The sequence below is a fragment of the Halomonas sp. HK25 genome, from assembly GCF_047795635.1.
Taxonomy (GTDB): domain Bacteria; phylum Pseudomonadota; class Gammaproteobacteria; order Pseudomonadales; family Halomonadaceae; genus Halomonas.
Genome location: NZ_CP181044.1, coordinates 3,439,501 through 3,455,750, shown reverse-complemented (window position 1 = coordinate 3,455,750; position 16,250 = coordinate 3,439,501). Strand labels below are relative to the sequence as shown.

Genomic DNA, 16,250 nt, shown 5'->3' with positions numbered 1-16,250 from the left:
AGAGGCGTCCCGTTCTGCCAGGGCAAACATGCAACGCAACAAGGCCCGCATGAGCGGGCCCTGTCATCGAACCCCGAAGGGTTCGAGAAATCACATGACCGTTAGGGTCAAGCGATTGCTTTGATGTTTGACGCCTGAAGGCCTTTCTTGCCCTGGGTCACGTCAAAGGAGACGCTTTGACCTTCCTGCAGGGATTTGAAGCCTTCGGACTGAATTTCGGAGAAGTGAGCAAAGACATCATCGCTGCCGTCAGACGGAGAAATAAAGCCAAAACCCTTGGAATCGTTGAACCACTTGACTGTGCCGGTCGTCATAATAAAATCCTTTCGCGCTTAGCGCCTTTCGATATTCCTGGTGTTACCCAGATGAATGAGCGGGTAGAACAAGGGAGACAATATCAGGCTGCCGAAAGAATTCGAATGCTACTGAAACCATGCTGCTTGCCAACCAACTGGCGCTACAGTGTCATGTATCCTTGTGCGGGTCAAAGCCTTTCACCGTTTATTTTTCGATTGCCTGTGCATATCAATAGCCGACTATTTATCTGGAACACATCGCCATCATGATGATCCCGGAGGTCACGCCGAGCCGGCTGGGCTGGCTTGAGGCTGGCGGCAGCCACCGCGAGCTCGGCCTGGCGCTGGGGCGACAGGGCAGGCGAGCCGTGTACGAGCGGCTGCTGGCCACGCGGCTGTGGCAGGACGTGACCGCTGCCCACCATGCTCCGCTGGTGCGCCGCCTGCTGGCCACCACCACCGAGCGTCTGCCCTGGGTGGCCGAGGAGCTCGAGGGGCTCGCCGAGGGCCTTGGCCTGCCGTTCGAGACGGTGGTGGCCTGGAACTGCCGGGGGGATCTGCTGGCCAGTGTGCCGGACGGCTGTACCACCCTGGTGCTGCCCGGCGAGGTCCCACAAGTTGCCCATAACGAGGACGGCTTGCCGTGCCTCGATGGCGCCTGCTTCCTGGCGCGTCTCCGCCCCGTGGGCCAGCCGGCGTTTCTCACCTTTTGTTACCCCGGCTCGCTGCCCGGCCACACCTTCAGCCTCACCGCGGCGGGCCTGGTGGTCACCATCAACAACCTGCGTCTGCTGGGCGTCTCGCCTGAGCTGCCGCGCATGGTGCTCAGTCGCGCCCTGCTGGCCCAGCCCGATCTCGCCGCGGCGCTGGCGCTGCTCGAGGCGGCCCCGTCCGGCGGCGGCTTTCACTACACCCTGGCCCAGACCGGCCATGCCGAGGTGCTGAGTGTGGAGGTAGGCGGCGGTGGGTTCTCCTGCCGGACGCTTGCCGCGCCGGCTCTGCATGCCAATCACTGCCTGAATCTCGACCTGCCCCAGGCGATTACCGTCTCCTCGGCGGATCGCCAGCGTCAGGGCGATGCGCTGATCGCCGGCGGTGAGCGCGATCCGCTGACCCTGCTGCGCGACACCGGCGGGCCGGGGCTGCCGATCTACCGCCGCGAATTGGACGACCCCGACGAGGAGAATACCCTGGCCACGGCGCTTTTTTGCCTCACCCCCGAGGGCGCGGCCTGGCAGGTCAGCGTGCCCGGCGAGGCTGGCGTCCGGCGGGGAATCGGCCCAGGGTAGGCCTATCGGCAACGACGGTTGGCGACGAGGAGAGCGACCATGTGGAAAGCCTATGACGAACTGGCCTGGACCCAGGCGTGGCTGGAGGATCCCCAGGGGATCGAGGAGGAAGTGGCCACCTACCACCGCCTGCTCGAAGAGCACACCCGGCGCCCGGTGCGCGAGGTGCTGCATCTGGGCTGTGGTGCCGGCGCCCACGATCGCGCCTTGAAGGGCCACTTCCGCATGACCGGGGTGGACCTCAACGCCGCCATGCTCACCCTGGCCCGGCGCACCAATCCAGAGGTGGAGTACCACCAGGGCGACATGCGCAGCGTGCGCCTGGGGCGGCAGTTCGATGCCGTGGTGGTTCCCGACAGCATCGACTACATGGCCAGTCGCGAGGAGCTTGCGCTGGCCTTCGAGACCGCCCGTCACCACCTGCACCCCGGCGGTGCGATGCTGGTGGTGACCAAGCCCCGGGAGCTCTTCCACGACAACAACTTTGCCTACACCGGAGAGCGCGATGGCATTCACATCACCGTGCTGGAGAACAACTACGTGCTGCCGCCGGGTGACGAGCAGTACGAGGCCACCCTGGTCTACCTGATCCGCCAGGGGGGTGAGCTCGACGTCCAGGTGGACCACCACCGGCTGGGGCTCTTCACCCAGGCGACCTGGGAGCAGGCATTCTTCGAGCAGGGGCTCGACCTTCACCAGCAGGACCTGGAGGGCATCTACGAGCCCTTCATGATCGCCGAGGGGGAGTACCCCATGCGGATCTTCATCGGCGTGGTCCCCGGCAAGGGTTAGCCGCCGCCGGCCGGCCGCTCCAGCAGCAACGGCTCACCGGCGAGCCCCTCGGCCAGGCGAGTCGCGAGGATCTCCAGGATGCCGTCGTGCTCCCCTACCAGACGCGTGGTAACCACTCGCAGGCCCGTTGACTGCGCCATGGCCCCTTCACAGATCTCGGCGATGTCGCCGCCTTCGCCGGCGTGACGGCCCGGTGAGAGGAACAGCATGGCCAGTACCACCTCGCGACCGTCCAGTGCCGGTGAGGCCAGCAGGTCTGCCAGCAGCGGTTCGTTGAAGCGGTACTCGTCGCCCTCGCGTCGCTCCATGGAGGCGAAGGTGACGCAGCTAGCCTCCTCCTCCAGTAGCGCAACGAGCTGTCCCGACAGATAGTTGCGCACCGCGCTGACCTCGGGAATCGGGCTGCCATGATCGACCAGCACCACCGTGGGTCGCTGCATCCCGGCCATGGCCTCGCGCACGTTGTCGGCCAGCAGCCTGGCCAGGCGCAGGTCCAGGGTGGTGAGGGTGTCGACCAGGGGCAGCGCCACCTTCACGCTGAGTTCAGGATGACTTGCCTGAACCTCGCCAAGGCGCTCGGGCAGGTAGTGGGTGAGGGCCTGGCTGGGGCCGAAGAAGAAGGGCAGGATGATCAGCTCTGTGACGCCCTCTTCAGCCAGCCGATTGGCCAGCGGGCCCAGCGTCACCGCCTTGTCTCCCCCCAGCTTTTCGGCGGGAATCTTGTGGGAGTGCAGCAGGGAGGCGGCCTCCACTGGCTCCCCGGTCATCCGGGCCAGCTCCCCGGCCAGGCGGCGCAGGTTGAGCGTGGCCTGGGCGCGCAGGGAGCCGTTGTCGACGAGCAGGATGCGTTTCATTCGGGGCCTCGAAGGGTGGGACGGCGCTGGCGAGAAGCGAGCCCGTCGGCCGATGCGGCCGACGTCTCGCCTGATGGCATCACACTACCCAGCGCCGTCTCCGCTGAAAAGGCCGTCGCCACCGCCGGCTGCGCCAGGCCTGCCGATGTGATAGACAATGAGCGGGTTAACGAATGCCGGCCCTGGCAATCATCGCCGCGGCCCGAAGACACTGACGCCATGCCAGCGAGGTTTCATGAACTCGACCATCGAACTGCTCAAGTCCCATCGCTCAATCCGCAAGTTCACCGATCAGCCGGTTTCCCGAGAGTTGCTGGAGGAGCTGATCCGCGCCGGCCAGGGCGCGGCTACCTCGAGCCATGTGCAGGCCTATACGGTCATCCACGTGAAGAACCCGGTGAACCGCGAGAAGATCGCCGAGCTTGCCGGCGGTCAGTCCTACGTGGCGACCTGTGGCGCCTTCCTGATTTTCTGCGCCGACATGAAGCGTCCCACCGATGCCGCCGAGCGCACCGGTGCCCGGGTGATACGCGGCATGACCGAGCAGCTGCTGGTGGCCAGCGTGGACACCGCCCTGATGGCCCAGAGCGTGGCCATCGCCGCGGAATCCGAGGGGCTGGGCATCTGCTATATCGGCGGGGTGCGCAATAATCCCCAGGAGATCAGCGACCTGCTGGGCCTGCCGGACCACGTCTACCCGGTGTTCGGCATGTGCCTCGGCTACCCGGCCCATCAGCCGGACGTGAAGCCTCGCCTGCCGGTGGAGGCGATTCTCAAGGAGGACACCTACAGCGACGACCGCGAACAGGTGGAGGCTTTCGACGCGACCATGCACGCTTACTATCAGACGCGGAAGGGCGGCAACAAGGAGAGCAACTGGTCGAATAACCTCACTCCGCTGTTCGATACCAAGCTGCGCCCCCACATGCGCGAGTTTCTGGTCAAGCGCGGCTTCGAGATGAAGTGACGCCACAGCGGCGTTGAACCCAACGGTGCATCCAAAGAAAACCCCCTCCCTGCTGGGAGGGGGCGTCAATCAAGAAAGAAGCCGGGATATATCAGTCGTCGTTGGCGGCCATGTCGCGGCTCTCGCCGGTGCGAACTTCATCCCATGCCTGGTCGAGGGTGTAACCCTGGCGGGCATCGACAGTACCAACAGGAGGTGCCATGGAAACGCTGTTGAACGAAAGCACGGACGTGACCGAGGCGGCGCTGGCCGCCATCGCCCATATGCCCACCGCCAGCCTGCCGGTGCTGGTGGATGACGACTTCGCCCGGCGCCTGAGCGATGCTGACCTGATGCGCATCGCGGTGCTGCTGGCCCAGAAGAGCCGTGACGAGGGCGGCTGCCCCATCGGCGCAGTGATCATCGACAACGCCACGCGTCGCATCGTCGGCAAGGGTCACAACACCCTGGTGCAGGAGAACCACCCCTACAACCACGGCGAGACTTCGGCCATTCGCGATGCCGGCCGCATCGACTTCGGCCGGACGACGCTCTTTACTTCCCTGAGCCCCTGCGAGGTTTGCGCCACGCTGCTGCACATGCGAGGCGTCTCCCGGGTAGTGGTGGGGGATGTTACCAATGCCTCGGGGACCGAAGCCCTGCTGCGCGAGAAGAGCGTGCAGGTCGATATCCTCGAGGACCCTCGCGGCATCGAGCTCTATGCCCGCTTCCGCGCCGGCAACCCTGAACTGGACCTCGAAGACTGGAAGGGGCTGGGTGCCACACGCGAGCCATGACATTGTCGCGGGAGGCACCGGTGGGCACCCGCCCCATGATCGCAGCACCAATGCGGGGCGGCGGTCTCAATCGTACTTGTGCCGCCAGTGCTTGACCGCGATCTGCTCCTTGAGCAGATCCAGCACGTCCACCAGCACCTGCTCGGTGACCTGTTCGGTATGGGGGTCGGTGCTCAGCCAGGCATCGAAGCCGCTCTCGGCCAGGTGCTCCACCAGGGCGGAGAACTCCGGTGACTGCAGCCCCTCGAGGGCCTCGTTGACCAGGCGGCAGGCCAGGTCGGAGAGCGAGGCCTCGAGCCCCCGGCTCAGCTGGCTGCCCAGCGGCAGGCGCTCCATCCGGCGAATCTCCGGGCTCTCCGCCAGGGTGCGGCCGACCAGGCTGCGCACGTAGCGCAGGGTGTCGTCACGGTTGTGGGCGTAGGCGGTACCGGCCATGGCCTCCAGTCGCTGGCTTATCTCATGGATCAGCGCCTGCTGGCGGGGCCGCACCACCTGCTCCACCACCCGGGTGGAGAGGGAGTCGCTGGAGCGGACCTGTGCCTGAACGTTGTCGAGCATGCGGGTGGCGATGCGGTCGGTGAGCTCCTCCAGCAGAATGTCGTAGTACTTGGCGACCACGCCGAAGAGATACCAGCGGCGCACGTCGATCAGGCCCAGCCGGTGCAGGCGCTGCAGCAGAGAGACGATACGCAGGATGCGCAGCAGCCGGAAGCCACCCACCGGGATGCAGCCGAGCACGTCGTACCAGTGCACGAAGGGGTAGAAGAACCAGCGATGGTAGCGCCGCTCGGCGATGGCCGCCGCCCAGCCCAGCAGCACGTCGAGGACAAAGACGGCCACGAACATCAGGTCGATGGCGAAGAAGTTGGCATGTACATGCTGGTCGTAGGCGCGGTACAGGCCTGGGGCCACGGCCTCGAAGGCGGCGTTCAGCGGTGACAGCAGGAAGAGGCTGTCGAACAGCAGCAGGGTCAGGTTGGCGATCACCAGCACGATGATGAGCAGGTCCCACGCCAGATGAATGCGCTCCAGGGCCAGGCTGGCAGGCCGGGCTGAGGTGGAGGGCCGCGTCACCGTTGCACCTCACCAGTACAAGTGCGCAGCTGGCCGAACAGCGTGCTCAGGCCGTTGTGGTCGGCGATCAGCCAGCCCGCATGCTTGCCGAAGGACATGCGCAGGGTGACCAATTTCTCGATGTCATCGGGGTTCATTATGCTGGCTCCTTGGCTGACACCCGAAACCCTACCATGCCGGAAGTGGCCCACGTAGGGCCCGTCTGAGCGATCGCCTTGTCCCGGCCCCCTGCTCCCTCCGCTGCGCCTTACTCCAGCCGCTGCGACAGGTCCTCCAGAAAGGCCTGGATGCGTGCCGCGTTGGTGCCCACGTCGCTGGCGCCCAGCCGCGAGGCGGAGCGCATGTCGACCCGCACGCCGTCCGGCGTCTCGGTCAGCCGGATCGCCACGTCGTCCTGGAAACCGAACCAGAAGGTGGTGGCGGTAGCCTCCAGTCCGGTCTCGGTCCGCGCAACGATCTCCCACCCCTGATCCAGGGCGGCGGCCTCCACGGCGCTGCGCACGCTGGCGAGCGGCTGATCGAGCAGCAGCGGCTGGATCTCGGGATAGGCCTCGCGTTGCTGACGAGCGGTCGCCTCACCGGGGTAGTCCACGGCATTGGGGGCCGCCTCCCGGGCCTCGACCAAGGCCACGAAGGAGGGCGGGTCCTGCATGTCGGTGGTGATGTCGTGGATGGGCGGCACCATTTGGGCTCGCTGCATCAGCTGCCAGGGCACCGCCATCATGACCGCCACGACCACCAGCACCAGTCCGCCCATCAGCGCCAGGCGCCAGCGACGGCAGAGGCTGGCGACGGTCAGGGTGACCAGCCCCAAGGTCGCGGCGCCGAGGGCCAGGTAGGTCCCGCCGCGCAGCAGGTCGAAGGCGGTGCCCAGGGGCATCATCTCCAGCCGGTGAGCCGGCCCGGCTCCGCCCATCACCAGGGCTGCGACGATCAGCAACAGCAGGGCGAGCCAGGCCAGCAGGGTCGGCCAGCGTCCGCCGCGTGGGCGGCGTCTCGGGCGGAAGGTCGGCATGGCGACTCCTCGTCATCCGGTGCTGTGTTCAGAGCAGGTGCTGACCTCAGCATACCCGCAATGCCGCCGACCTGCGCCTGCACCTGCCGCTGTCAGTGTCCGCGGCTACAGCGCCGCTGACGCCAACCGTCGCCTCAGGCGAAGTCACTCCAGGCGAAGGCGGGGCATTCAGGCCTCGCCGGCGTCACCGATCGTCTGGATGACCTCGAAACCCTCGAAGGTCGGCGGGCCCAGGTAGAGCCCCTCGCGCCGGCTCTGGCCGGCATTGGCGTGCGCCGCGCGGAATGCCTCGGAGTGCGTCCAGGCCTCGAAGTCCTCCCTCGAGCGCCAGACGGTGTGGGAGGCGTAGAGCACGTGATCCTCCTTCTCGGGGCCTCGCAGCATGTGGAACTCGACGAAACCGGGCAGGCCCTGCAGGTGCGTTTCCCGCTCCAGCCAGATCTGCTCGAACTCTTCCACTCTCTCGGGAGTGACCCGGAAACGGTTCATGGCAATGAACAAGACGCACTCTCCCATGGCCAGATGGATATTGGTTTCCGGCCGACGATGACACCGATGCCCCGGGAGAGGCAAGCTGGTACCCGTGATGCCGCGCCCCTCGACCTACTTCGGGGTCTGAATGCCAGGAATAAGCGCGGCACCTGAGCCATCGCCGGCATTGCCACCGCCAGGGGGCTGCCGAGGGCAACCGGGGAAGATGATCGACATGTCCGAGTTCGAAACGGAGCATCAATACTCGCCCGACCCCAACTTCCTGGAGCGTTGGGCAGCCCATTATCTTCGCCAGCAGAACCCCAGGGTGGAGTACCCGCTACGCGAGCGTCGGGCCGAAGAGATCGATGCCCTGCGGCGGATGAGTCGCCAGGCCATCATCTGGGCCGCCATCGCTGGCATCCTGTCGGGCGGCATCATCGGCGGTATCGAACTGTTCGTGCGCCAGGGCCTGCTGGATGGCATGGAAGGGATGAGTCTGAGGGAGCAGCTACCCTACTGGGCGGGCTACCTGGCGGCCGCCGGCGTGGTCAGCGCGATCGAAATCCTGTTTCTCTACTGGAATGCACTGCGCGGCGTCGCGCAGATCAGTGATCTTGCGGGTATTCCCCTGCAGAAGAGCCGCCATGCCGTACTGATCGTCCGCGGCCTGTCGCGAGTGGCGCTGGAACTTCCGAGTCCACGGCACAGCATCTACGGGATCGATCCCTATGCGCAGATGAGTCGCTGGAAGCTCACGGCACGCTCGGTGCTGTATCGCATGAAGGTGGGCGTGAGCAGCTTCATCCTGCGTATTCTGCTGCGCCGCATCCTGGGGCGGATGACGTTGCGTGGCTTGATCCCGCTGTTCACCGGGCCGCTCTACGCCGCCTGGAACGCCTTCATTACCTGGCGCATCATGCACCACGCCAGGGAAAATGCGCTGGGCCCCTTTGCGATCGAAGACCTGATCGATCGGCTGGCGGCCGAGCGCGATGCGCTGGGCGCCCCGGCTCGGGACGTTATCCTGCAAGGCATGGGTGAGCTGATCATGTGCAATCAGGACGCCCACCCCAACCACGTCTACCTGCTTTCCCGCTTGATGGACACCTTCGAGATCACCGACCAGACCATCGATGTCGATTGGCCCCAGTCGCTGAGGGCACTGGAAACGCTCGAGACCAACCCGCAACGGCTGGTGGTCATCACCCTCACCGTGGCCACGGTACTGGCCGGGAAGGTGCGCGGTAACAGGAAAGCCTTCCTGGAGGAACTGTATGCGTCTTGCGGGCAACCCCTCCGGTTAGCGGCCGTACACCAGTTGCGCGACAAGTTGATGCACGGCCAGCGAATTGCCGATGAGGTCTGCATGTCGGCGCCGGGATAGGGCATCACGGCGTTCTGCGCGGCAACATCGCTCAGGCCCTGCTGCAGCTGGCGTTGTGATCTCTGCCGACGGTGTGACAGCCTTGGTCGGGCAACCTCCTCAGCCATACGGGACCGCGACAGAATGGATACTACCGGGGACACCGACCTGGCTCCGCGCCTGCGCGAGCTGCTCATGAACCTGCCCGGCGAGCGGCTGCCGATCACCTACCAGCAGGCCGCCGAGGCGCTGGGTCTCTCGCCGCCGCACACCATCCGGCGCGTGGCCCAGGCTCTGGAAGCGCTGATGCGTGAAGACGTCGCCGCCGCTCGCCCGCTGATCGCCGCCCTGGTGGTCAGCCGCCGTGGCGATCTGCCCCGACAGGGTTTCTTCGCTCTGGCGGTGGAGTTGGGCCGCTTTCCCGCCGACCCGGCACGCCACGAGGCGGCCTATCGGCAGGAGTTCGCAGGGGTCATGGCGGGGCGCACATGACGCCTCCCGTCACTGGAAGGCGCCGTCGGCGGACGGAAGGCCGCGTGTCAGGCCGCGCCCGCGAGCACCAGGGCGCGATGTTCCTCGCGCAGGCTCTTGACCAGGCCCACGCACATCACCATCAAGACCAGGGTGAAGGGCAGGCCGGTGGCCACGGCGCCGGCCTGCAGGGCCCCGAGGGCCTTGTCGCCGCCGCCGTAGAGCAGGACGCCGGCGATCACGCCTTCCAGGGTGGCCCAGAACACCCGCTGGGTGCGTGGCGCATCGACCTTGCCGCCGGCGGTGATGCTGTCGATCACCAGCGAGCCGGAATCCGAGGAGGTAATGAAGAACACCAGCACCAGGACGATGGCCATGGTGGAGGTCAGGGTGGTCAGCGGTAGCTGCTCGAGCATCTGGAACATCGCCAGGGAGACGTCGCCGATGCCATTGGCCAACTCGCCAACGCCGGCCGCGGACTGGGCCAGGGCGTTGCCGCCGAAGGCGCTCATCCACACGATGGTGACCAGGGTCGGTACCAGCAGCACGGCGGTCAGGAACTCGCGCACGGTGCGCCCCCGCGAGACCCGAGCGATGAACATGCCGACGAAGGGCGACCAGGAGATCCACCAGGCCCAGTAGAACACCGTCCAGCCATGGAACCAGGTGGTGTCGTCGCGGCCGACCCAGTTGGAGAGCGGCAGGATATGGCTGGCGTAGGCCAGGGTGGTGTCCCACAGGCCGTTGAGGAACAGCAGGGTGGAGCCGGTCAGCACCACGAACAGCAGCAGCAGCAGGGCGATCACCATGTTGATGTTGGAGAACAGCTTGACGCCGCCGTCGATGCCGCGCCACACCGAGAACAGCGCCACCGCGGTGACGCCGACAATGATGGCGATCTGGGTGCCGAGGGTGTTAGGCACGTCGAACAGGTAGTTGAGGCCGCCGGCGGCCTGGGAGGCGCCAAAGCCCAGCGAGGTGGCCAGGCCGAAGATGGTCGCCAGCACCGCGGTGATGTCGATCAGGTGGCCGGTCCAGCCGCGTACCCGGTTACCCAGCAGCGGGGTGAAGGCGGAGCGCAGGGTCAGCGGCAGTCCGCGATTGTAGGCGAAGAAGGCCAGGGAGAGGCCCACCACGCCATAGATCGCCCAGGGATGCAGGCCCCAGTGAAACATGGTGGCGCCCATGGCAGCGCTGGCACCTTGCGGGGTGCCGGCGGCGGCATTCAGCGGGGTGCCGTACCAGTCGGTGTAGTAGGCTACCGGCTCGGCCACGCTCCAGAACATCAGGCCGATGCCCATGCCGGCGGCGAACAGCATGCTGAACCACGAGACCAGCGAGTGCTCCGGCCGGGCGTCCTGGCCGCCCAGGCGGATGCGGCCCAGGGGCAGCACGATCAGCGCCAGGCATAGCACCACGAAGAGATTGCCGGCGATCATGAACAGCCAGTCGAAGTGCTCGATGGACCAGCCCCGGGCGGCCGTCAACTGGGTGTTGGCAGCGTCGGGATAGACCAGGGCATAGAGGATGAAGGCGATGATCGCCAGAGCAGAGAGGGGAAAGACGGGGTTGTGGAAGTCCAGCCCCAGTATCTGGGTGTTGTCATGGCCCGGGGCCATGGTGGGATCGTCATTGTGGTTCATGCGAGGTCCTCTGTTGTTATTGTCGCGTCGCCCGAGGCGATGCTGGACGTTCCTGGCGCGTGTGGGGGAGATATAAGGGTCAGGCCAACTGACTCTTTGCTGCACGTGTCGTATTCAAAAGCAGGCATGCGATCGTCATTGGACCCACGCCACCGGGTACCGGCGTAATTGCGCCAGCGATGCGGGCAACCGATTCAAAATCCACGTCACCCACGAGCTTTCTCTTGCCATCGACATCAATGGCGTTGATACCGACATCAATTACCGTTGCACCAGGCTTGATCCAGTCAGCGTTGATGAATTCAGACCGGCCGACCGCCGCTACCACAATATCGGCATTGCGGCACAGTAATTCGATGTTCTTCGTTCGTGAATGTGCAATAGTGACAGTGCAGTTTGCCTGTAAAAGCAGTGCAGCCATCGGCTTTCCCACGATATTAGAGCGCCCCACCACCACAACATTCTTGCCACTAAGGTCCGGATGGACCTGGCGCAGCATGATCATGCAGCCTTGTGGCGTGCACGGCACTAGCGATGGCCGCCCAGAAGCAAGTGCCCCGACGTTTAGTGGGTGAAAGCCATCAACATCTTTAGCGGGATGGATGTGAGCTATCACCTCATCCTCATTGAGATGTGACGGAAGTGGAAGTTGCACCAGAATGCCGTGCACCTCAGGATCATTGTTTAGATGATCGATTAGCTCATTCAGTGTGGTCTGGGAGGTTTCGGCATCAAGGCGGTGCTCAATAGAACCCATGCCCGCCTCTGTCGCCCGCTTCACCTTGTTTCTCACATACACCTGGCTAGCGGGATCCTCCCCCACCAGCACGACAGCGAGCGTCGGCACTATGTCATACTCGCCCTTGAGTAGTTGGACTTCAGTGGCGACTTCTTGCAAGACCTGGTCCGACAGCTGTTTTCCGTCTATTAATTGAGCCATCATGCCCTCTGCTTCTATTTGAAAATAACGGTTTTGTTGCCCGAAAGAAACACACGGTTCTCTGTATGCAGTTTAACAGCGCCTGCTAATGCTTTCGTTTCGGTATCGCGACCAAGGGCAACAAGTTCTTCCGGGTAGTAGGCATGATTAACTGGCAGCACAGACTGTTCGATAATCGGGCCTTCATCCAGATCAGCGGTCACGTAGTGCGCAGTAGCACCGATCAGCTTGACGCCACGCTCAAATGCCTGGTGATAAGGTTTGGCACCTTTAAAGCCTGGCAAAAAGGAGTGATGGATATTGATGGCCCGGCCGTGCAGCTGCTTACATAGGTTATCAGACAAGACTTGCATATAGCGCGCCAGTACCACCAGCTCGGTTTCGGTCTCGTTGATAATGTTGAGTAGCTCAGCTTCCTTTTCCTGTTTGGTTTCTGCTGTCACTGGCAGGTGAGCAAAGCGAAAGCCTTCACGCTCAATTAGCGGTTGGAGATCCAGGTGGTTGGATACTACCGCGGTAATATCGATGTTCAATTCGCCTTTGTGATAACGGTACAGAAGATCGACCAGGCAGTGGTCAAACCTGGATACCATTATCAAAACCTTGGTCGGGTGGCTTACCTCATGCATCGCCCACTCTATGCCATGCTTTTCTGCCAGGGTATTAAATCCAGTGCGTATGTCTTCGAAAGTGTAGCGGGAATCCGGCGTGATGTTGAATAAAGTGCGCAAAAAGAACTGACCGCTGATTTTGTCATCGAATTGAGATAGTTCTGCGATATAGCCGCCACGTTCCGTAATATAAGATGCGATCCCGGCAACGATTCCAGGCGCAGTTTTGCAACTGACAGTGAGGATGTATTGGTTGGAGTAGTCCGTGATTTGTTTCATGGCAGAAAACCTTTATATATTGATGTTTGTTGGTTGATTCGCTGACAGCAACTTGATGTCTTTGATATTGTTTATTCAGCATCAGGATAGATTGTTTGGCGGATTGTTCACTATTGCGATCAAGATCCACATCGTTAAAAATCACTTTGAAGCCCCATTATGGTCTTCTGTTAGGTTCGACGCGTACGTGCGACACGCAGCCAGGACGAGTTTCCCTTCTGACTGTGATCAACTGGCAGTTGCACCACATGGATCTTGTCCCCGCCTTTCATCTTCTGACTTCCATCCCAGGCTTCGACCCAGACACAGCGCATCTCCGGCTTGACCTCACAGTGGCCGTTGGCGCGTACCCCACCACAAGGACCGTTGCGCAAGGATTTAGGGCAGTTCATGGGGCATGACATTCCGGTAGAGCTGAGGATGCACTGACCACACATCTTGCAGTCGAAGAGCAATCCCTTGCTGATTTTTTCCAGCATGCTCACCGGCTTTTCTGCGCGCTGGTAGCCTACCGACTTCCAAAGCGGCTGCAACTTGACGATTACCGGTTCGAACATTCGGTATACGCCCTCAAAGAATCTTGCGTGCCGCACGGCCCAAAGACGAATGGAATACATATGTCTCTCCTTTCGCGGCAACGCCACTGTGAAGCTAATCATTGATCCCTGGGTCCGTGAGGCACCTTCTTGATCCTTTAAAATCAACAAGTAAATTCTCGCCTTTCCAGACAAATACTTTCTTGGGCAAGAGATTGATATTATAAGATTCTATGGCGTTCACGGATGCAGGTGCTTTTGAACTCAACCGTTAGACTCGGGTCACTGCGATCTTGTCTGGAGGCGCTCGAATGCCGATCCCCGGTTACCATTGGCACCGTACCAGCACTCGACCGCAATCCCCAGATGCTCGCATGATGATCTGGTATTCAAGCGGATATGGCGATTTTCTTTTTGGGGTCGAAGAAGGGCTTTTCGACGACAACAGCCTTCACGGGGCCGGATGCGGTTGGAATTTCTAGTTCAGTCCCGATCGTGGCATGTTCAGTGGCAACCATGGCCAGAGCAATATTCTGCTCAAGACGCGGGGAATAGACCGCAGACGTCACCTTTCCGACGGTCTCGCCATCTTTGCTAAGGGGCCAGAACCTGGTGTTGGGTCTTTTGAGGGGCGCCATATCAATACGCAGCCCGACCTGCTTGCGACTCACGCCATTTTTACGGATGCGCTGCAACGCGGCCTTGCCGATAAACTCCGGCTCCATGTCCGGATTCACCAGACGGTCCATCCCAAGTTCGTAAGGGTTGGTATTGATGTCCGCGTCTGCGTGATAGGAGAGCATCCCACCTTCGATGCGGCGAATCGTAGAGGTATGACCAGGCTTCAACCCAAAGGGCGCACCTGCAGCCATGATCTTTTCCCAGAGTTCGTCCCCTCGAGTGCCATCACGCAGATAAAGTTCATAGCCCAGTTCGCTCGACCAGCCGGTGCGCGAGACAATCAGTGGGATGCCATCAAGCTCGATCTCGCGCAACCAGTAGTAGCGCAGATCCATGATACTCTCGCCAAAGAGTTTCTTCATCACCTCACCCGAGTTCGGACCTTGTAATTGCAAAGGCGAAACATCGGGTTCGCGGATGCTGATATCTAGCCCGGCATGAACCGCAACACCTTGCGCCCACAAAAGGATGTCGCTGTCAGCCAGAGAGATCCAGAAGTGATTTTCTGCCAGCCGTAGCAGAATCGGGTCGTTCAGAATGCCACCATCCGCATTGGTGATGAGTATATATTTGCACTGTCCAACAGCCATCTCCGACAAATCACGCGGGGTTAGGCTCTGCAGGAATTTTGCCGCATCTGGACCTGTGATTTCTACCTGCCGCTCGCCGGCAACATCGCAAAGGATAGCCTCATTCACGAGGTTCCAGAAATTCTGTTCCGGATCCCCGAAGTCACGCGGGATATACATGTGGTTGTATACTGAAAAACCTTTTGCCCCCCAACGGACTGTTGCGTCAAAGTAGGGGGACTTTCGGATCTGTGTTCCGAATCCAAAGTCATCGGATTTTTCTATGTGAGCTGAAGTAAAATTTGTCATTGTAGTTACCTGTCGTGATGTGAAATTCAAGAGGCAGCGCGAACTGGCTGATTCGGCACACCTCACTATAGACTCACATGGCACTGTGAAGCGGCCTAAAATCACTGTGAATTAAAACTGAACAGACCAGTTTTTTACGAAGGGCAGTCCATTTGGTCCGGTTTATCCGAACAAGGCCTCTTCGTCGCTGGGGGCGGAATTTCCCCTGAGCTGAGCCAAGATAAGTCATCCTCATGGGCAGGATTCATGGCATGAACGGCACCTGGATCCTGCCCCGTCGGCCTGTAAGGGCCCAGGGTTCTCAAGGGTCAGCACCTCGTACCTCTGCATAGGCCCACCGCCTGGGAGCTTGCGCGCTCCTGACCTCCCGGGTCGTCGCAGCTCCCGGCTGACGGTGCTGCTGTGGATCCCCAACTTCCGGGCGATCCGCGCTGATGCCTTTGCCATGTTCTCCGCGCTCGGCATCCTGGTGGCCATCTTGTCGCCATTTTACCCGGGCCACATTCATCATGGGGCCGAGGAGGACGAGGGGGGCGAGCCACTAGAGCCCGTTGTGGATGAAGATGAAAAGCCCGCAGTCAACCCATAACGGCGGCCCTGGGGTATACGGGTGCCTGAGCAGTCTCCCAGGCATACAGGGGCCGGTGACCGATACCCGGCTCATGTCCGCGCTCGATCACACTGCGTCTCGACGACCGCTCGGACCTCGGTATCACTGATCTGCATGATGTCGGTCCTATTGGGGGACTGCCGACAAGATATTGGAGCCTGTCGCCGAACTCTTGCGCTTCCGGTTTAGTTTCCTGATTCAGCCATCAAGCACGAAAGTTTTGGGTGAGTCGATTTTATGTCTCTGGTTGCGATGTAGGTCATGTAGCGTTCGATCCCCAACTCCTCTGAAAGAAGTTCTTCCATTACCTTCTGAAAGGCGGAAAGGCTGGGCGCGACGACTTTCAAGACGTAATCCATCCCGCCACCCGTCGCTATGCATTCGACGATCTCATCCACTTGGCCAATATAAGCCTCAAAGCGTTCGAAAGCCGATTTTTGATGCCCCTTCAGCGAAATGGTCACAATGACCTTCGAGAAATCCACGATCTTATCCAGCGAGATGTCCGCATGATATCCACGTATCAGGCCAGCTTCCTTTAATCGGTTGAAACGAATCCAGCATGGCGTCGGGGAAAGGTTGACCAACTCTGACAGTTTGATCTTGCTGAGTTGCCCGTGCTTCTGCACTGCGGATAGAATACGCATGTCCGCAGCATCGATAGTAACTTTCCTCATGTGTTCTCAGCCTCGATTGTGATT

Annotated in this window: 18 protein-coding genes; 6 read left to right on the top strand and 12 right to left on the bottom strand. The window is 61.7% G+C overall.

What is annotated here, in order from left to right; genetic code table 11:
• Nucleotides 1-107: 107 nt before the first annotated feature.
• Nucleotides 108-314, bottom strand: coding sequence for a cold-shock protein (locus ACM26W_RS16265; protein ID WP_410283201.1), 207 nt, complete (start codon nt 312-314; stop codon nt 108-110).
• 248 nt (nt 315-562) lie between these two features.
• On the opposite strand from ACM26W_RS16265, the gene ACM26W_RS16260 reads away from it, so the two are divergent.
• Nucleotides 563-1,585 (top strand): C45 family autoproteolytic acyltransferase/hydolase, encoded by a 1,023-nt coding sequence (locus tag ACM26W_RS16260; protein ID WP_416138019.1) that lies wholly within the window; start codon nt 563-565, stop codon nt 1,583-1,585.
• 39 nt (nt 1,586-1,624) lie between these two features.
• A complete protein-coding gene (locus ACM26W_RS16255; RefSeq protein ID WP_416138018.1) occupies nt 1,625-2,377 on the top strand; it encodes a class I SAM-dependent methyltransferase in 753 nt (250 codons plus the stop codon).
• Here the strand turns inward: ACM26W_RS16255 and ACM26W_RS16250 are convergent.
• Nucleotides 2,374-3,231 (bottom strand): sirohydrochlorin chelatase, encoded by an 858-nt coding sequence (locus ACM26W_RS16250; protein WP_416138017.1) that lies wholly within the window; start codon nt 3,229-3,231, stop codon nt 2,374-2,376. The two genes, ACM26W_RS16255 and ACM26W_RS16250, sit on opposite strands and share 4 nt — an antisense overlap.
• A gap of 235 nt (nt 3,232-3,466) precedes the next feature.
• On the opposite strand from ACM26W_RS16250, the gene nfsA reads away from it, so the two are divergent.
• Nucleotides 3,467-4,198, top strand: a complete 732-nt coding sequence (nfsA, locus tag ACM26W_RS16245; RefSeq protein WP_416138016.1) for an oxygen-insensitive NADPH nitroreductase — start codon at nt 3,467-3,469, stop codon at nt 4,196-4,198.
• Nucleotides 4,199-4,398: 200 nt separating this feature from the next.
• Nucleotides 4,399-4,974, top strand: a complete 576-nt coding sequence (locus ACM26W_RS16240) for a nucleoside deaminase (protein ID WP_416138015.1) — start codon at nt 4,399-4,401, stop codon at nt 4,972-4,974.
• A gap of 66 nt (nt 4,975-5,040) precedes the next feature.
• Here ACM26W_RS16240 and ACM26W_RS16235 read toward each other — a convergent pair whose 3' ends face one another.
• From ACM26W_RS16235 to ACM26W_RS16220, 4 genes are all read right to left on the bottom strand, one after another.
• Complete coding sequence (locus ACM26W_RS16235; RefSeq protein WP_416138014.1) at nt 5,041-6,048, bottom strand: ion transporter; 1,008 nt, start codon at nt 6,046-6,048, stop codon at nt 5,041-5,043.
• The gene (locus tag ACM26W_RS16230) at nt 6,045-6,185 is read right to left on the bottom strand and encodes a hypothetical protein (RefSeq protein WP_416138013.1); all 141 of its coding nucleotides are present in this window, start codon (nt 6,183-6,185) and stop codon (nt 6,045-6,047) included. Before ACM26W_RS16230 ends, ACM26W_RS16235 begins: the two co-directional genes overlap by 4 nt.
• A 110-nt stretch (nt 6,186-6,295) precedes the next feature.
• On the bottom strand, nt 6,296-7,063 hold the full coding sequence (locus tag ACM26W_RS16225) for a DUF1499 domain-containing protein (RefSeq protein ID WP_416138012.1): 768 nt from the start codon (nt 7,061-7,063) through the stop codon (nt 6,296-6,298).
• A gap of 168 nt (nt 7,064-7,231) precedes the next feature.
• On the bottom strand, nt 7,232-7,564 hold the full coding sequence (locus ACM26W_RS16220) for an antibiotic biosynthesis monooxygenase family protein (protein ID WP_416138011.1): 333 nt from the start codon (nt 7,562-7,564) through the stop codon (nt 7,232-7,234).
• Nucleotides 7,565-7,769: 205 nt separating this feature from the next.
• On the opposite strand from ACM26W_RS16220, the gene ACM26W_RS16215 reads away from it, so the two are divergent.
• Both ACM26W_RS16215 and ACM26W_RS16210 read left to right on the top strand, forming a co-directional pair.
• A complete protein-coding gene (locus ACM26W_RS16215) occupies nt 7,770-8,921 on the top strand; it encodes an LBF_2804 family protein (protein WP_416138010.1) in 1,152 nt (383 codons plus the stop codon).
• A 123-nt stretch (nt 8,922-9,044) separates the two neighbouring features.
• Complete coding sequence (locus tag ACM26W_RS16210; protein WP_416138009.1) at nt 9,045-9,392, top strand: hypothetical protein; 348 nt, start codon at nt 9,045-9,047, stop codon at nt 9,390-9,392.
• Nucleotides 9,393-9,439: 47 nt separating this feature from the next.
• On the opposite strand, the gene ACM26W_RS16205 is transcribed toward ACM26W_RS16210, so the two are convergent.
• From ACM26W_RS16205 to ACM26W_RS16180, 6 genes are all read right to left on the bottom strand, one after another.
• On the bottom strand, nt 9,440-11,014 hold the full coding sequence (locus ACM26W_RS16205; RefSeq protein ID WP_416138008.1) for a BCCT family transporter: 1,575 nt from the start codon (nt 11,012-11,014) through the stop codon (nt 9,440-9,442).
• 79 nt (nt 11,015-11,093) lie between these two features.
• The gene (gene folD / locus ACM26W_RS16200; RefSeq protein WP_416140911.1) at nt 11,094-11,954 is read right to left on the bottom strand and encodes a bifunctional methylenetetrahydrofolate dehydrogenase/methenyltetrahydrofolate cyclohydrolase FolD; all 861 of its coding nucleotides are present in this window, start codon (nt 11,952-11,954) and stop codon (nt 11,094-11,096) included.
• A gap of 14 nt (nt 11,955-11,968) precedes the next feature.
• Nucleotides 11,969-12,844, bottom strand: coding sequence for a formyltetrahydrofolate deformylase (purU, locus tag ACM26W_RS16195; RefSeq protein WP_416138007.1), 876 nt, complete (start codon nt 12,842-12,844; stop codon nt 11,969-11,971).
• Nucleotides 12,845-13,014: 170 nt separating this feature from the next.
• Nucleotides 13,015-13,461 (bottom strand): methylenetetrahydrofolate reductase C-terminal domain-containing protein, encoded by a 447-nt coding sequence (locus ACM26W_RS16190; protein WP_416138006.1) that lies wholly within the window; start codon nt 13,459-13,461, stop codon nt 13,015-13,017.
• A gap of 308 nt (nt 13,462-13,769) precedes the next feature.
• Entirely contained in the window at nt 13,770-14,939 is a 1,170-nt protein-coding gene (locus ACM26W_RS16185) for a glycine cleavage T C-terminal barrel domain-containing protein (protein ID WP_416138005.1), read from the bottom strand.
• A 795-nt stretch (nt 14,940-15,734) separates the two neighbouring features.
• Nucleotides 15,735-16,226, bottom strand: coding sequence for an Lrp/AsnC family transcriptional regulator (locus ACM26W_RS16180; RefSeq protein ID WP_416138004.1), 492 nt, complete (start codon nt 16,224-16,226; stop codon nt 15,735-15,737).
• Nucleotides 16,227-16,250: the final 24 nt, after the last annotated feature.

Coding starts and splice junctions, on each gene's coding strand:
- ACM26W_RS16265 (WP_410283201.1), bottom strand. CDS start 314: ATGACGACCGGCACAGTCAAGTGGTTCAACGATTCCAAGGGTTTTGGC.
- ACM26W_RS16260 (WP_416138019.1), top strand. CDS start 563: ATGATGATCCCGGAGGTCACGCCGAGCCGGCTGGGCTGGCTTGAGGCT.
- ACM26W_RS16255 (WP_416138018.1), top strand. CDS start 1,625: ATGTGGAAAGCCTATGACGAACTGGCCTGGACCCAGGCGTGGCTGGAG.
- ACM26W_RS16250 (WP_416138017.1), bottom strand. CDS start 3,231: ATGAAACGCATCCTGCTCGTCGACAACGGCTCCCTGCGCGCCCAGGCC.
- nfsA (WP_416138016.1), top strand. CDS start 3,467: ATGAACTCGACCATCGAACTGCTCAAGTCCCATCGCTCAATCCGCAAG.
- ACM26W_RS16240 (WP_416138015.1), top strand. CDS start 4,399: ATGGAAACGCTGTTGAACGAAAGCACGGACGTGACCGAGGCGGCGCTG.
- ACM26W_RS16230 (WP_416138013.1), bottom strand. CDS start 6,185: ATGAACCCCGATGACATCGAGAAATTGGTCACCCTGCGCATGTCCTTC.
- ACM26W_RS16225 (WP_416138012.1), bottom strand. CDS start 7,063: ATGCCGACCTTCCGCCCGAGACGCCGCCCACGCGGCGGACGCTGGCCG.
- ACM26W_RS16215 (WP_416138010.1), top strand. CDS start 7,770: ATGTCCGAGTTCGAAACGGAGCATCAATACTCGCCCGACCCCAACTTC.
- ACM26W_RS16210 (WP_416138009.1), top strand. CDS start 9,045: ATGGATACTACCGGGGACACCGACCTGGCTCCGCGCCTGCGCGAGCTG.
- ACM26W_RS16205 (WP_416138008.1), bottom strand. CDS start 11,014: ATGAACCACAATGACGATCCCACCATGGCCCCGGGCCATGACAACACC.
- folD (WP_416140911.1), bottom strand. CDS start 11,954: ATGGCTCAATTAATAGACGGAAAACAGCTGTCGGACCAGGTCTTGCAA.
- purU (WP_416138007.1), bottom strand. CDS start 12,844: ATGAAACAAATCACGGACTACTCCAACCAATACATCCTCACTGTCAGT.
- ACM26W_RS16190 (WP_416138006.1), bottom strand. CDS start 13,461: ATGTATTCCATTCGTCTTTGGGCCGTGCGGCACGCAAGATTCTTTGAG.
- ACM26W_RS16185 (WP_416138005.1), bottom strand. CDS start 14,939: ATGACAAATTTTACTTCAGCTCACATAGAAAAATCCGATGACTTTGGA.
- ACM26W_RS16180 (WP_416138004.1), bottom strand. CDS start 16,226: ATGAGGAAAGTTACTATCGATGCTGCGGACATGCGTATTCTATCCGCA.